The organism is Candidatus Bandiella woodruffii, assembly GCF_034359465.1.
Classification (GTDB): domain Bacteria; phylum Pseudomonadota; class Alphaproteobacteria; order Rickettsiales; family Midichloriaceae; genus NDG2.
On sequence record NZ_CP110820.1, the window covers coordinates 383,913 to 396,287 of the forward strand.

General features: G+C 35.2%; 14 protein-coding genes, 2 tRNA genes and 1 pseudogene. 3 read left to right on the forward strand and 14 right to left on the reverse strand.

Annotated features, from left to right (window positions below; all coding sequences use genetic code 11):
• Positions 1 to 36: 36 nt before the first annotated feature.
• The 9 genes and pseudogenes from Bandiella_RS02315 to Bandiella_RS02355 all read right to left on the reverse strand — a co-directional run.
• Positions 37 to 1,074, reverse strand: coding sequence for an ABC transporter substrate-binding protein (locus tag Bandiella_RS02315; protein WP_323733216.1), 1,038 nt, complete (start codon positions 1,072 to 1,074; stop codon positions 37 to 39).
• Positions 1,071 to 1,838 (reverse strand): ABC transporter permease subunit, encoded by a 768-nt coding sequence (locus tag Bandiella_RS02320; protein ID WP_323733217.1) that lies wholly within the window; start codon positions 1,836 to 1,838, stop codon positions 1,071 to 1,073. Before Bandiella_RS02320 ends, Bandiella_RS02315 begins: the two co-directional genes overlap by 4 nt.
• Positions 1,835 to 2,692 (reverse strand): ABC transporter permease, encoded by an 858-nt coding sequence (locus Bandiella_RS02325; protein ID WP_323733218.1) that lies wholly within the window; start codon positions 2,690 to 2,692, stop codon positions 1,835 to 1,837. The genes Bandiella_RS02320 and Bandiella_RS02325 overlap by 4 nt, the downstream gene beginning before the upstream one ends.
• A complete protein-coding gene (gene potA, locus Bandiella_RS02330) occupies positions 2,682 to 3,803 on the reverse strand; it encodes a spermidine/putrescine ABC transporter ATP-binding protein PotA (RefSeq protein WP_323733219.1) in 1,122 nt (373 codons plus the stop codon). Before potA ends, Bandiella_RS02325 begins: the two co-directional genes overlap by 11 nt.
• A gap of 142 nt (positions 3,804 to 3,945) precedes the next feature.
• Positions 3,946 to 5,355, reverse strand: coding sequence for a dihydrolipoyl dehydrogenase (lpdA, locus tag Bandiella_RS02335; protein ID WP_323733220.1), 1,410 nt, complete (start codon positions 5,353 to 5,355; stop codon positions 3,946 to 3,948).
• A gap of 13 nt (positions 5,356 to 5,368) precedes the next feature.
• Positions 5,369 to 6,595: a pyruvate dehydrogenase complex dihydrolipoamide acetyltransferase gene (locus Bandiella_RS02340; protein WP_323733221.1), complete on the reverse strand. Its 1,227-nt coding sequence runs from the start codon at positions 6,593 to 6,595 to the stop codon at positions 5,369 to 5,371.
• Positions 6,596 to 6,707: 112 nt separating this feature from the next.
• Positions 6,708 to 6,857: a hypothetical protein gene (locus Bandiella_RS02345; RefSeq protein ID WP_323733222.1), complete on the reverse strand. Its 150-nt coding sequence runs from the start codon at positions 6,855 to 6,857 to the stop codon at positions 6,708 to 6,710.
• 14 nt (positions 6,858 to 6,871) lie between these two features.
• A complete protein-coding gene (locus tag Bandiella_RS02350) occupies positions 6,872 to 7,081 on the reverse strand; it encodes a hypothetical protein (protein ID WP_323733223.1) in 210 nt (69 codons plus the stop codon).
• 198 nt (positions 7,082 to 7,279) lie between these two features.
• A pseudogene (locus Bandiella_RS02355) lies at positions 7,280 to 7,710 on the reverse strand (IS5 family transposase); the annotation flags it as partial.
• Between the two features lie 68 nt (positions 7,711 to 7,778).
• On the opposite strand from Bandiella_RS02355, the gene Bandiella_RS02360 reads away from it, so the two are divergent.
• Positions 7,779 to 8,483, forward strand: coding sequence for an IS6 family transposase (locus Bandiella_RS02360; protein ID WP_323732571.1), 705 nt, complete (start codon positions 7,779 to 7,781; stop codon positions 8,481 to 8,483).
• Positions 8,484 to 8,558: 75 nt separating this feature from the next.
• On the opposite strand, the gene Bandiella_RS02365 is transcribed toward Bandiella_RS02360, so the two are convergent.
• Together Bandiella_RS02365 and greA are read right to left on the reverse strand one after the other, a co-directional pair.
• Positions 8,559 to 8,635: transfer RNA gene (locus Bandiella_RS02365), tRNA-Arg, on the reverse strand.
• A 10-nt stretch (positions 8,636 to 8,645) separates the two neighbouring features.
• The gene (gene greA / locus Bandiella_RS02370; RefSeq protein ID WP_323733224.1) at positions 8,646 to 9,122 is read right to left on the reverse strand and encodes a transcription elongation factor GreA; all 477 of its coding nucleotides are present in this window, start codon (positions 9,120 to 9,122) and stop codon (positions 8,646 to 8,648) included.
• A 254-nt stretch (positions 9,123 to 9,376) separates the two neighbouring features.
• On the opposite strand from greA, the gene Bandiella_RS02375 reads away from it, so the two are divergent.
• Both Bandiella_RS02375 and Bandiella_RS02380 read left to right on the forward strand, forming a co-directional pair.
• Positions 9,377 to 9,793 carry a helix-turn-helix domain-containing protein gene (locus Bandiella_RS02375; protein ID WP_323733225.1) on the forward strand — a complete coding sequence of 139 codons (417 nt, stop codon included), beginning with the start codon at positions 9,377 to 9,379 and terminating at the stop codon, positions 9,791 to 9,793.
• A gap of 308 nt (positions 9,794 to 10,101) precedes the next feature.
• A tRNA-Arg gene (locus tag Bandiella_RS02380) sits at positions 10,102 to 10,175 on the forward strand.
• 24 nt (positions 10,176 to 10,199) lie between these two features.
• Here the strand turns inward: Bandiella_RS02380 and ubiG are convergent.
• The 3 genes from ubiG to hemF are packed head-to-tail and all read right to left on the reverse strand — an operon-like array spanning position 10,200 to position 12,374.
• The gene (gene ubiG, locus Bandiella_RS02385) at positions 10,200 to 10,958 is read right to left on the reverse strand and encodes a bifunctional 2-polyprenyl-6-hydroxyphenol methylase/3-demethylubiquinol 3-O-methyltransferase UbiG (RefSeq protein WP_323733226.1); all 759 of its coding nucleotides are present in this window, start codon (positions 10,956 to 10,958) and stop codon (positions 10,200 to 10,202) included.
• Positions 10,951 to 11,523: a YqgE/AlgH family protein gene (locus tag Bandiella_RS02390; RefSeq protein WP_323733227.1), complete on the reverse strand. Its 573-nt coding sequence runs from the start codon at positions 11,521 to 11,523 to the stop codon at positions 10,951 to 10,953. The genes ubiG and Bandiella_RS02390 overlap by 8 nt, the downstream gene beginning before the upstream one ends.
• 17 nt (positions 11,524 to 11,540) lie before the next feature.
• Complete coding sequence (gene hemF / locus Bandiella_RS02395) at positions 11,541 to 12,374, reverse strand: oxygen-dependent coproporphyrinogen oxidase (protein ID WP_323733228.1); 834 nt, start codon at positions 12,372 to 12,374, stop codon at positions 11,541 to 11,543.
• Between the last annotated feature and the right edge of the window lies 1 nt (position 12,375).

Genomic DNA, 12,375 nt, shown 5'->3' on the forward strand with positions numbered 1-12,375 from the left:
TAATTTGATTTACAAAAGGAGTATAGCTGATATTTTTTAATTCTCAACTTTTAACATCTCCCAATATTTATTATATATCGCGATGTTCTCCTCAAGGTCATCATGAATAATGCTATTCCTTATTGTCTTTTCATTTGGAAACATCACCTCATTGTTTTGAAGCATTGGATTAACCAGTTTTTTTGCCGCGCTATTAGGCATACTAAGCCCTAAATTTTCTATGATTTCTTTGGCAACATCAGGCCTTTGCACAAAATTAATAAATTTATATGCGTTCTCTTTATTTTTGGCATTTTTAAGTATAACCATCGTATCCATAGAAAAAATCGCTCCTTCCTTCGGATAAATAAATTGAAGATTATTATCTTCTATTATGGATTGATATGCATCGATGTTCCAACTCATACCTATTATCACCTCCTCACTCAGAAAACTTGATTTCATTGAATCAGATAAAAAAAGTTTAACATTTGGAAGCAATGTGCGCAATTTCTGGTATGCAGCCTTAATTTCGGTTTCGTTTATAGAATTAACATTGTATCCCAGCAAATTTAATCCTATGTGAAAAACTTCTCTAATATCATCTATAAGCAATATCTTACGTTTATATTGTGGCTCAAATAAATTATGCCAACTATCAATCTTTTCCTGAATGTATTTTTTATTATACAAAATCCCCGTCAAAGACATAGAGTAAGGTATGCTAAATTTATTGGCAGGATCAAAACTCAAATTCAAAACATCTTTGTTAATGAATTGAAAATTTGGGATTTTGGATTTGTCCAATTCCTCAAGCAGTCTGTATTTTGCCATTTTTTGTATAAAATATGAGGACGGAAAAACAATGTCGTAACTTGATTGATTGCCTAATAACTTGATTTTTGCGTACATAGTCTCGTTATTTTCATAAAACGACATTAGAACTTTTATACCAGTTTCTTTTGTGAATTTCTGGACTACTTCGTCAGGAATAATATTTGACCAAGTGTAGATATATAAATGGTTAGAAGATGAAGAATATGCTTTTACAGAAGTAAAGCTCAGTACTATTATCAAAAACAACATCCGTATCATAGTTTTTTCCTGATCAAAGTTTGTGATATTATTATGAAGATCACTGACAATACAAGCATCGATGCACAAACTGCGTTTACTTCTGGCTTTATGCCCAATTTTGCCAATGAATAAATGATAAGCGGCAAAATTTCGTAATCTGGAGCGCTTACAAAATAACTAACAACAACATCATCCAAAGATAAAGTAAAGGCAATTAAATATGCAGATACTAGATTAGGGAATATAATTGGGAGAATAATTTTTGAGAACACTTCGTAATCGCTTGCCCCTAAATCTTTTCCTGCTTCAATTATATTTCTATCAAGCCCTTGAAAGCCTATGAATATAGTTATGATGGCAAATGGTAAGGCTAAAGATATATGCGCAATTAATAAAGTAACATAACCAAGTTTTATGTGGAAAATAATAAATAAAAGTAGCAGGCTAATACCCAAAATGATGTCGGGAAACATCACCATTGTTTGCACAAAAAAATAAACAATCCTCCGCCCTGGATACTGATATCTGTAAAAACTGAAAGCAGATATCGTAGCAATAACTGTAACACAAAAGGCAGACGAAAATGCCAAAATTAAAGAGTTTTTTAAAGCACTCATCAAGGCAAAATTCTCTAGTGCCCTTTGATACCACATCAAAGTAAACCCCTCCCACTTAACACTGTAAACAGACAAGTTGAAGGAATTGGCGACAAGCATTGCAATTGGAAAATACAAAACCAAAAGAAAAATTGTAATATATGTTAGTTTTAGCGTTCTGTTCATCGATTCCCAGCGTAAGAACTAAGTTTATAATTTTCTTTTTGTAACATAATCCAAAAAATCACAATAAAATAAAGCAGCACACTTATGGCACCGCCCAAATTCCAATTATCAAGTAACAAGAACTGGTTTTTAATTATATTCCCTATAAGCACAGTTTTGGAACCACCAAGTAAATCCGATAAATAAAACATTCCTAATGATGACAACAACACCATTGAACATCCGGAAACAACACCTGTATAACTTAATGGCAAAAGAATTTTTGAAAATATCCTAAGCTTAGAAGCACCCAAGTCTTTCGCAGCTTCAATTAATGCCGGATCAATTTTTCGCAGTGATAGATAAATTGGGATTATCATAAATGGAATCAATGTATAAACAAAGCCAAATATAACAGCACCCCAATCATATAACATATTTAAAGGCGTATCTATTATACCTATATACAATAGGATATTATTCAAAAGCCCATGTAGCTTCAATATAAATATTATGGAATATGTCCTGATTAAGGAACTTGTCCAGAATGGGATTATTATTGCAATCAGTAGTATTGATTTTATTGCGTTGCTTTTCTCCATGTATATGAAATACGCAAATGGATAACCAAAAAGAAGACAAAAAAGAACTGTAACAACACCTATTGCCATGGAATTGATGTATACTCTCAGAAATATTGGAGAAAAAGCCTGAGCGAAATTTGCCAAAGTGAAATTAAAATTAAGTAGGTGCTCTGGGTCTCTTTGTGTAAAACTTATTAATACTATAAGCAAATTTGGCAGTATAGTTGTGATGCACAGAAAAAAAAGGGTATTAAAAACGATGATTTTTCTGAATATAAAATTACTTTTCATCCTTTAAAATCACCTCCCAGCCCTCTATCCAACTTATTGTTACATTTTCACCAATCTTATAGTCAAAATATGCATCATCTTCATCAAAAAATTCACTTACTTTTATGACCTTACCATTTTTTAAAATAACTGTGGAGTCAAGTGTTGCGCCCTTATATGTTGTGTCTTCAACTTTGCCGATCAACACGTTATTTAAGGTTTTTGAATCTTTTATTGTTTCTGTCCTTAAGTCTTCTGGTCTAAACAAAACTTTCAATTTTTCTTTTGCTTTATACCCCTTCTTGTTTTTAATTATATAGACAATTTCATCTTCTATTAATAGCTCTGCTTGATCCTTTTTCACAGCGAGCACTTCGGCGTCAAATACATTTATTTCCCCAACAAATTGCGCTACAAATAAATTGGTGGGGGATTCATACACATCTCTTGGCGTGCCAATTTGTTCAATCTGACCATCGCCCATTACTATAACTTTATCAGCGACTGAAAGGGCCTCTTCTTGATCATGCGTTACCAAAATAAAAGTTATACCCAAACTTTTTTGTAGCTGCTTCAATTCTATTTGCATTTTTTGACGAAGCTTTTTATCCAGTGCACTAAGTGGTTCATCAAGCAGTAGTATATGAGGTTTTTTGATAACAGCCCTAGCAATCGCAACTCTTTGCTTTTGTCCGCCTGAAAGCTGGTTTGGCATTCTAAGTAAAAGCTTATCTAAGCCTACCTTTTCAGCTATTTTCTTTACCTCTTTGTCGATGTATGCATCATCTTCACCTTCAACCCGTAGACCAAACGCTATATTTTCATATACGTTCATATGTGGAAACAATGCGTAATTTTGAAACACCGTATTTACTTTCCTGTTAGAAGGCGTAACATCATTTACTCTTGTTTTTTTTATATAAATATCCCCCAAATCTGGAGTTTCAAACCCACCGATTAGTCTTAAAAGTGTTGTTTTACCACATCCAGAAGGTCCAAGTATAGATATAAATTCTCCGTTATTGATAGAGAAAGTTATATCGGATATTATATCCTCTCCTTGGAACTTTTTACATACGTTCTTTAGTTCTAAAATCAGGAAGTTCTTTTTCAATTTTTTAATATCCTCCAACAATTAAAATTTTATGCTGTATTACTCTAAAAAAACCGGCTCAATTACCGTAAAATTTTAGTAAAAAAGCATTATAAACGTCTTGTGTTAATTATCAAAGAAAATATCATCACATCTTAAAATCTACGGAAAACTAAATACTCTAAATATGTATACTTTTACCAAAAGCATTTAAAGCAGACTCATGTATCCCTTCAGAGATAGTTGGATGTGGGAAGATTGCAGTCATTAGATCCAATTCAGTGCACTCAAGATGTTTTGCAAGCACGAGACCGAATATCATTTCTGTAACCTCAGGCCCAACCATATGCGCTCCTAACAGTTCTCCTGTTTTTTTATAAAATATTGTTTTTATAAATCCACCACTATCCCCAAGCGCCAACGCTTTGCCGTTTGCAAACAATGGGAAGTTTCCAACTTTGACCGCATCTTTGCCATATTTAAGCTCAGCTTTTTCTTGTGTCAACCCAACACTTGCAACTTGTGGATGGCAGTAAGTGCAGCTTGGGATGTTGAGTGGATTGATTGCTTTTGGTTTTTCCCCGACAATCGTTTTAGCACATATAACCCCTTCCATACTTGCCTTATGAGCAAGCCATGGGGGAGAAGTAACATCTCCTATAGCATATATCCCCTTTTGGTTGGTTTCTAAAAATTCGTTAGTCAGTATGTATTTTTGCTCAGAAATTTTAACGCCGACATTTTCAAGACCAATATCTTCAATATTGGCGCAAACTCCAACAGCTGAGATAACTGAATCGAACGATTCTTTTATGAGTTTATCTCCCTTTTTAATCTCAAATTCAATATCATTTTTGCGAATAGAAAACATCTTGATCTCCGAAGATGTCAGAACCTTAATTCCATGTTTCTCAAAAGCTTTTTGAACAAATTGGGAGACCTCTAAGTCTTCGTGCATCATAATTCTATCAGCAACTTCAAGGATGGTCACATCCGATCCAAGAGCATTGTAAAAGCTTGCAAATTCCACGCCTATTGCACCACTACCAATGACCAATAACTTTTTTGGCATTTTTTTAGGTAGCAAGGCCTGCTTATACCCCATTATCATATCACTATCTTCTGGAGACAGGCCTTTAATAAACTTAGGCCTTGCACCAGTTGCTATAACCACGTTTTTTGCTGTAACATTTAAGGCCTTGCCATCTTGCTGCGTTACTGTTAAGCAACTTTTATTAAGAAACTTTCCATGGCCATTAATCACCTCTATGTTATGCTTTTTTAATAGGTGGTTGATCCCTGAAGATAATTTGCTTGCTACTTCTCTTGACCTAGCGATCACTTTCTCAAAATCCACTTTATATTCTTTGCAAACAATGCCAAATTCTGACGCATTTTTGATATACTCAACAATTTCAGCGGTACGAAGCAGTGCCTTTGTTGGTATACACCCCCAATTCAGACATATCCCACCTAAATGAGCTTTTTCAACAACAGCCACCTTCAACCCCAGTTGAGAAGCTTTTATTGCTGAAACATAGCCACCTGGCCCTGAGCCTAGTATCACAACATCGTAATCAAATTTTTGCATAACCAACCATTCACTAATAACAAATCATTAACGAAGGAGTTTCTATTAATTCCTTCAGTGTGTTTAAAAACATCGCAGCTGTTGCACCATCCACAACCCTATGATCGCATGATAGAGATATATTCATAACATGCCTCATCTCCAATTGATCATTTTTATTATACATAGCGACTTTTCTTGTTGCACCTACTGCCATAATGCAAGATTGGGGTGGATTGATGATTGCGTAAAACGACTTGATTGAATACATACCAAGATTTGATATGGTGAAACCACCTCCTTGATATTCCTCTGGTTTAAGTCTTTGTGATTTAGCCTTTTTTGCTAGTTCCTTTACCTCTGCCGATATTTGCAAGATGTTTTTGCGATTGGCATTTTTTACAATTGGGGTCATCAAACCATCATCAATTGCAACCGCAACACAGATATCAACGTCATTGTATTGTATAATGACATCCTTCTGCCATGAAGAATTAACTTTTGGGTGTCTAGCAAGTGACAACGCCGCAGCTTTGACCAAAAAATCGTTAATAGAGATTTTATATTCGGGCTTTGAATCTTCACCTAACTTAGCACCAGCATTAATTTCTGTTCTAAATTCCAAAAGCTTGTCAACAACGCACTCAATCTCCAGATAAAAATGAGGAACTTGTTGCTTAGACTCAACAAGTCTGTCCGCAATCACTTGCCTGATCCCAGTGATTGGGATTGTTGTTACACCACCATTTTCGTTGAGCAGTGGTTGCCCTATACAACCTTCAACGTCTGACTTTACAATTCTTCCATTTGGTCCAGAACCGGTTATATTGTGTAAGTTGATATTTTCTTGAGAAGCAATTCTTCTTGCCAAAGGAGTTGCAAAAATTCTTTCAGCAACACTTTCTTTTTGATCAGGCCCAGAATATTTTTCCGTTTTTATATCCTCAACTACAATTTCTTTAACATGACTTTTAACAATTATTTCTTGCCCTTCTTTTATGGCAGTTTCGATGTCCTCACCCTCTTCTGCTAAAATTGCAATCACATCACCCACCTTCACATTTTTCGCACCTGCGGTGATCATGATCTTTGCGAGGGTACCCTCGTCCACCGCGTCAACTTCCATGATAGCTTTATCGGTTTCAATTTCGGCAATAACCTCCCCTGCCGCCACTTTATCTCCTTCTTTTTTAAGCCACTTTGCCAAATTCCCTTCTTTCATCGTGGGGGACAAAGCAGGCATCAGAATTTTTATTGCCATGTGCTTTTTGTAACGCTTTCTATGTTTTATTTCATAGCTATCATCATATGAATAAATCCCTTAATTACAATATATTTCTAATTTATAGCTTGAAGCGCATAAATTCTGCATTTTATAGTGAAACACCTTGGCGATTGGAGATTGTAACGCTTAATTTTTGGTGCTTTGAATATCTGATATCTGTGTTTAATGTACAAGAACGATAATCATTTTGCATGGTTTCTAAATTAAACTCCACACCAAGCTCAATTGCTAACTCCACTACCTCCATTGAATCTATGCAATATTGCAAAGGGCTTTTTTCAACGTTTTTATATATTGAGTCAATAACGCGGTATCTTTTTTTTCCCAACCAAACATCGTACGTATGGTGTTTTTAAAATTTTCCCAATCTGTATATTCCTCCATACTTTTTTCTCTTGACACTATCCATGCATCGTTGGATTCTAAGCTTGCTTTAAGCAAATCCGTTCTATCCTTATTCAATGCAAAAGCAATGGGAGATATATGTACATTATTATGAGTATAGCTTAGTTTAAATCGTTTGAGTTTCTCCCGTCTTTTAGTCTTTTCATATACTTCCCCATTTTCATTAGACCTGCATCTATTGAACATTCCGCCTCTCCATTAGTTTGCATTATTCTAGTTAAAATTGTATAGCTTTGCGTGAACTAGATAATGTCGTCATGAGATTTTAAGCCAAAGAGATAAGCATCTAATCTGAATTGCGGCAAGGAAAGAAGCTGAATTTTTAGCATATCTGGTTGCAATTCCCCTCCATCTTTTAAGATGAAGAAAGGTGTTTTCTACAATATGCCTTATTTTGTATAAATCTTTATCGTATTTTCTCTGGGTGATTCTGTTCTTTTTAGGAGGAATAACAACGCTCATGCCCAATTCTTGGGCATGGTCAATTATGTAATTAGCATCGTACCCTCTGTCGGCTAGTAAGTACTCAGCTTTCATCTCTTCAATAAGATTAACAGCCTGCTTGCAATCAGCTTCTGAGCCTTTTGTGATAATAACTTTGAGTGGCATACCATGTGAATCCACGGCAAGGTGAATCTTTGTATTGAGCCCCCTTTTGTACGACTCATATCTTGATTGCCGCCTTTGGTTCTGTCGCATCTGTTGAAACACATAAGAATTTTTGATATTCTGAAAGAAATAGTTGCTGGTAATAATGTTTAAAGTAGACCCAAAATTAATGAAGTATTTTAAGAACCATGAATATGGCGCAGAAATCATTATGGTATCGCTGTATATGAAAGGAAGATATTCTTTAAGTTACAGAGAGATAGAAGAGATAGGCGGGTTGAGAGGACTCAACATAGATCACGCCACTCTACAAAGATGGGTAGTAAAGTTTATGCCAATACTTGAAGGAAGATTCAGAAAAAGAAAAAAGCCAGTCAACGGCAGCTGGAGAATGGACGAGACATATATCAAGGTTAAAGGTAAATGGGTCTATTTGTATAGAGCAGTTGATAAATACGGGGATACCATAGATTTTATGCTAAGAGCAAAAAGAGATAAAAGGGCAGCTAAAGCGTTTTTCAGGAAAGCAATTAAATCTAGTGGCCAGCCTATAAAGGTTAATATAGATAAAAGTGGCTCTAATACTTCTGCTTTGAATTCGATCAATAAGCCATTATCTAAAGAAGACCAAATAGAAATTAGGCATAACAAATATCTAAACAATAGGATAGAAGGCGATCACAGATTTGTAAAGAAACGAACTAGACCGATGCTTGGTTTCAAATCCTTTAGAAGTGCCGCCAGGACTATTGCAGGAATAGAGCTCTTGCACATGATTAAAAAAGGACAACTTGCTGACAATGACAATTATAATTCTGACTTTGATAAATTTCTTTCACTAACTGCTTAATGGAAAAATATACAAATAATTTGAAAGTTTTTGCATCATATTACAGATGCGACAGAGCCAATTTAAGTCTTAATTTGGTGCATTTGGAGGGATTCGAACCCCCGACCTTTACCTTCGGAAGATATTGCTCTATCCAGCTGAGCTACAAATGCTAATCATTAATTAAACGTAAGATACCGACAATACTTCGTAATATTTAGTCCCTTTAGGCGTGCGAAACTCTAAAGACTCCCCCATCACTTTGCCTAATAAAGCCTTTGCCAAAGGAGATGATATCGATATAAGCCCAGCAGAAACATCCGCTTCATATTCACTTACTATGGTGTATTTAACCTCGTCTTCCGTTTCCTCATCAAGTAACTTAACTGTGGCGCCGTATTTTATCTCATTACCCTGAATTTTAGACACATCTATAACCTCAGCGCGTCCAATTTTATCCTCAAGCTCTGATATTTTAGCTTCTATGAAACTTTGCTTCTCTCTTGCAGCATGGTACTCTGCGTTTTCAGATAAGTCTCCATGCGCTCTTGCTTCCGCAATTGCCTTAATAATCTCTATCCTTTCAACATTTCTGAGGTTTTTCAACTCAAGTTCAAGCTTGTCCAAACCTTGCTGCGATATGGGAAATCTCTTAATCATTTTCTTGTCCCTTAGTTTGTTTCAACGTCATTCTATTCTTTATTACTAAATTTTTTTATTTAAAGCTACACCTTGATACAATTAATTATTTAATGTATAAAATCAATAGAAAGTGTTTTAATTCAATGTTTTTTAATATTGAATTGCATTTTTACGTACTTATGTCAATTGAGTAGTTGACATAAAAGCGCAGCGCTGTGTATGGGTTAGGTTTTTATACACAGGAGGTAAAATAATTGGGAGGTTTATAAATAATGAACGATAATACAGCTAATAGTAATAATATACACTATGTAGACATACATGTTGGTAGAAAGCTGAAGGAAAAAAGGTTGGAAAGAGGTATAACCCAAGATGACCTTGCAGGCTCTGTAAATCTTACTTTTCAGCAAGTCCAAAAATATGAAAAAGGAATTAATAGAATAAGTTCTAGCAAACTCTATGATTTCGCTAAATTCTTGGACATAGATGTGTCATATTTTTTTCAAGGCCTTGATGATTATAAAATACATAATCAAGAACAGTTATACGCTTCTGACAAAGTGGCCAATGATTTTGGCGCTACAGTCAAAAATAGAGAAATAGAGTCGTTGGTCCAAGCTTTTAAATGTGTTTCTAACGCAGAGGTAAGGAAAAACATCATATCTTTAGTGAAAACATTAACAACATAAAAAGTATACTCCCAATAGGTTAAGCTAATATATGGGAGATAGGCTTGGAAGCATATAAAAGTACATAACGAAATGTAAAATTCGTAATATGACGACGCAAATTTTGAGCTAACGGCGGAGTTATTAATTGTTTTTTGTGAAAAAATAGTTATCATCGCATAATGTGCTTCTACCATAATTAACACATGTGGTTGAAGATAAAATTATGGCATGGAATATCTTCTAACTAGCTTAGTCACTTGCATTCTGTTGTTAAGATGTTTAATTAAATTCCAATAGAGTGTTTTTTGTGGATTAGCCTTTTATGCGTTCCCGTAGCTCAGCAGGATAGAGCGTTGGATTCCTAATCCAAAGGTCACAGGTTCGAATCCTGTCGGGAACACTCTATAAATTTTAATCTCCTTGACTAAGTAGCTGAATAATCCATTTTAAAGCAACATATGTAATTGACATCCAACTTCTCTGAAATATACCATTCCTTTTGCAATAAGTTATAGCTCATTCCAACTATGTCTAGCAGCTCCATCTTGTTATCATCAAGTATCTTCATAATTTGCCCTGGTTTTAAAAATTTATCCCATTGGTGAGTACCAACTGGAATCCATCCTAGAATATATTCGGCTGCGATCTTGGCAAAAATCGCGGATTTCAAAGTCTTATTTATAGTAGAAATAATCATTAGCCCACCATGTTTAACCAATTTAGAGCTTTCCGTTAAAAATTGTTCAACATCAGCTACGTGCTCCACCACCTCCATATTTAGAACCACATCAAACCACCTTTGATAATTTTTTCCCATACTTGTTGTGTCTGTGCATTGAAAGTCAATTTCTAAGTTGAGGTCTTCAACATGCTTTTTTGCTATTTTAATGTTTTGTTCTGATGGGTCTATACCAGTTACAGATGCCCCTAATCTTCTCATTGGCACAGATAATATTCCGCCTCCACACCCTATATCTAATATTTTTAGATTCGTAAAGGGATGTGTGTTATTTTTTACGCCGAAATGATTTATTATTTTTTCTTTAATATATCCAATCCTTACAGGATTAATGTCATGTAATGGCTTGAATTTACCACTTTCATCCCACCACTCTTTTGCTAATGCTGAAAATTTTGCAACCTCTTCCTTGTCTATGGTTGTGTTGTTATGAGTTTTACGCATGTCCTGTATAAGGGACGATATAAACAGAATCATTGACCCCCAATTTTTTTACTATAGGAGACCATTTATCCTTGGTCTTTTGTGAAAAAATCAAGTCTACTTTTGGTTGAATTATAAACCAATTATTCTCAGCAATTTCTTCCTGCAATTGAGTGGAATCCCACGCACTTATACCCCTTATAAGCAGAAATTTGGATTGACTGTTTTTCAGCACGTGGTCTTTAACAAAATTTTGAATATCCGTATGCAGCGTTACAGATTGCATATCAGCAAAATTTTTCTCTTGTTCTTTGTTGATGCTAAGAGCTAGCATCCTTTCTGTATTAACTGGCCCGCCAAACACTATTGGCAACTTCTTGGTTCTTACCTTGTCCGTATCTTTGTCGAGTAATTTTAGCAATTCATGGTTGGAAACTGAGCCAATTGTGTGATTGAGTATCACACCTAAAGCACCGCTTTGATCATGCATGAATATGTATATCAATGATTTTTCAAAAAATCGATCCTCTAATTTAGGAGAGGCAACCAGTATTTTTCCTTCTAATGAATTAAATTTATTTTCCATATCTCTCTATCTATAGGTTACCAGGCGGCGTGTGGTGGCATTGACATCAGTATTGCCTCAGTGTTGCCATTTGTCATCAACCCAAACTTAGTTCCTCTATCGTAAAGCAAGTTGAATTCCACATAACGCCCTCTTTTCTGTAATTGCTTGACTCTTTCTTCCTCGTTCCATTTTTTCATAACATTTCGCTTAATAATTTCCAAGAAGCCATTCTTAAACTCTACACCAACTTGCATAGTAAATTCAAAATCTTTTTGCCAGTCATTTGTATTAAGATAGTCGTAAAAAATTCCTCCCACACCCCTGGGCTCATTTCTATGTGGTAAATAAAAATATTCATCACAATTTTTTTTAAATTTAGGGTAATAATCTGGGTCAAACTTGTCACAAGCAGCTTTAAAACGTGAATGAAATATTCTGGTGTCTTCATCATCTGGAAAAACTGGCGTTAAATCTCCACCGCCGCCAAACCACTGCTTAGTGGTAACAATCATTCTGGTGTTAAAATGTGCGGCCGGAACATGTGGCGACCTCATATGTGCAACCAAAGAAATACCACTTGCCCAAAATTGTCTATCCCCATTTTCGCATCCTGGAATTTCCTTTGCAAAGTTTTCAGAAAACTCCCCATATACGGTTGAAATATTAACCCCCACTTTCTCGAAAACCTCTCCATGCATAATAGACATTTCTCCACCGCCGCCGCCATCTTCTTTTTTCCAATCTATTTGTTTAAATTTTGACGATGTGCCATAAAGCTCTTCTATTTTTTCAAACTCTTGGCGTATTGAATTTCTTAGGTTTGCAAACCACGCGATTGCGAGTTGCTTTTGGTTTTCTAAGGTTTCCATT

What these genes read in the sequence shown, in the direction of transcription:
- Bandiella_RS02315 (WP_323733216.1), bottom strand. Translation starts at nt 1,074, where the DNA reads ATGATACGGATGTTGTTTTTGATAATAGTACTGAGCTTTACTTCTGTA.
- Bandiella_RS02320 (WP_323733217.1), bottom strand. Translation starts at nt 1,838, where the DNA reads ATGAACAGAACGCTAAAACTAACATATATTACAATTTTTCTTTTGGTT.
- Bandiella_RS02325 (WP_323733218.1), bottom strand. Translation starts at nt 2,692, where the DNA reads ATGAAAAGTAATTTTATATTCAGAAAAATCATCGTTTTTAATACCCTT.
- lpdA (WP_323733220.1), bottom strand. Translation starts at nt 5,355, where the DNA reads ATGCAAAAATTTGATTACGATGTTGTGATACTAGGCTCAGGGCCAGGT.
- Bandiella_RS02340 (WP_323733221.1), bottom strand. Translation starts at nt 6,595, where the DNA reads ATGGCAATAAAAATTCTGATGCCTGCTTTGTCCCCCACGATGAAAGAA.
- Bandiella_RS02360 (WP_323732571.1), top strand. Translation starts at nt 7,779, where the DNA reads ATGTTTAAAGTAGACCCAAAATTAATGAAGTATTTTAAGAACCATGAA.
- greA (WP_323733224.1), bottom strand. Translation starts at nt 9,122, where the DNA reads ATGATTAAGAGATTTCCCATATCGCAGCAAGGTTTGGACAAGCTTGAA.
- Bandiella_RS02375 (WP_323733225.1), top strand. Translation starts at nt 9,377, where the DNA reads ATGAACGATAATACAGCTAATAGTAATAATATACACTATGTAGACATA.
- ubiG (WP_323733226.1), bottom strand. Translation starts at nt 10,958, where the DNA reads ATGCGTAAAACTCATAACAACACAACCATAGACAAGGAAGAGGTTGCA.
- Bandiella_RS02390 (WP_323733227.1), bottom strand. Translation starts at nt 11,523, where the DNA reads ATGGAAAATAAATTTAATTCATTAGAAGGAAAAATACTGGTTGCCTCT.
- hemF (WP_323733228.1), bottom strand. Translation starts at nt 12,374, where the DNA reads ATGGAAACCTTAGAAAACCAAAAGCAACTCGCAATCGCGTGGTTTGCA.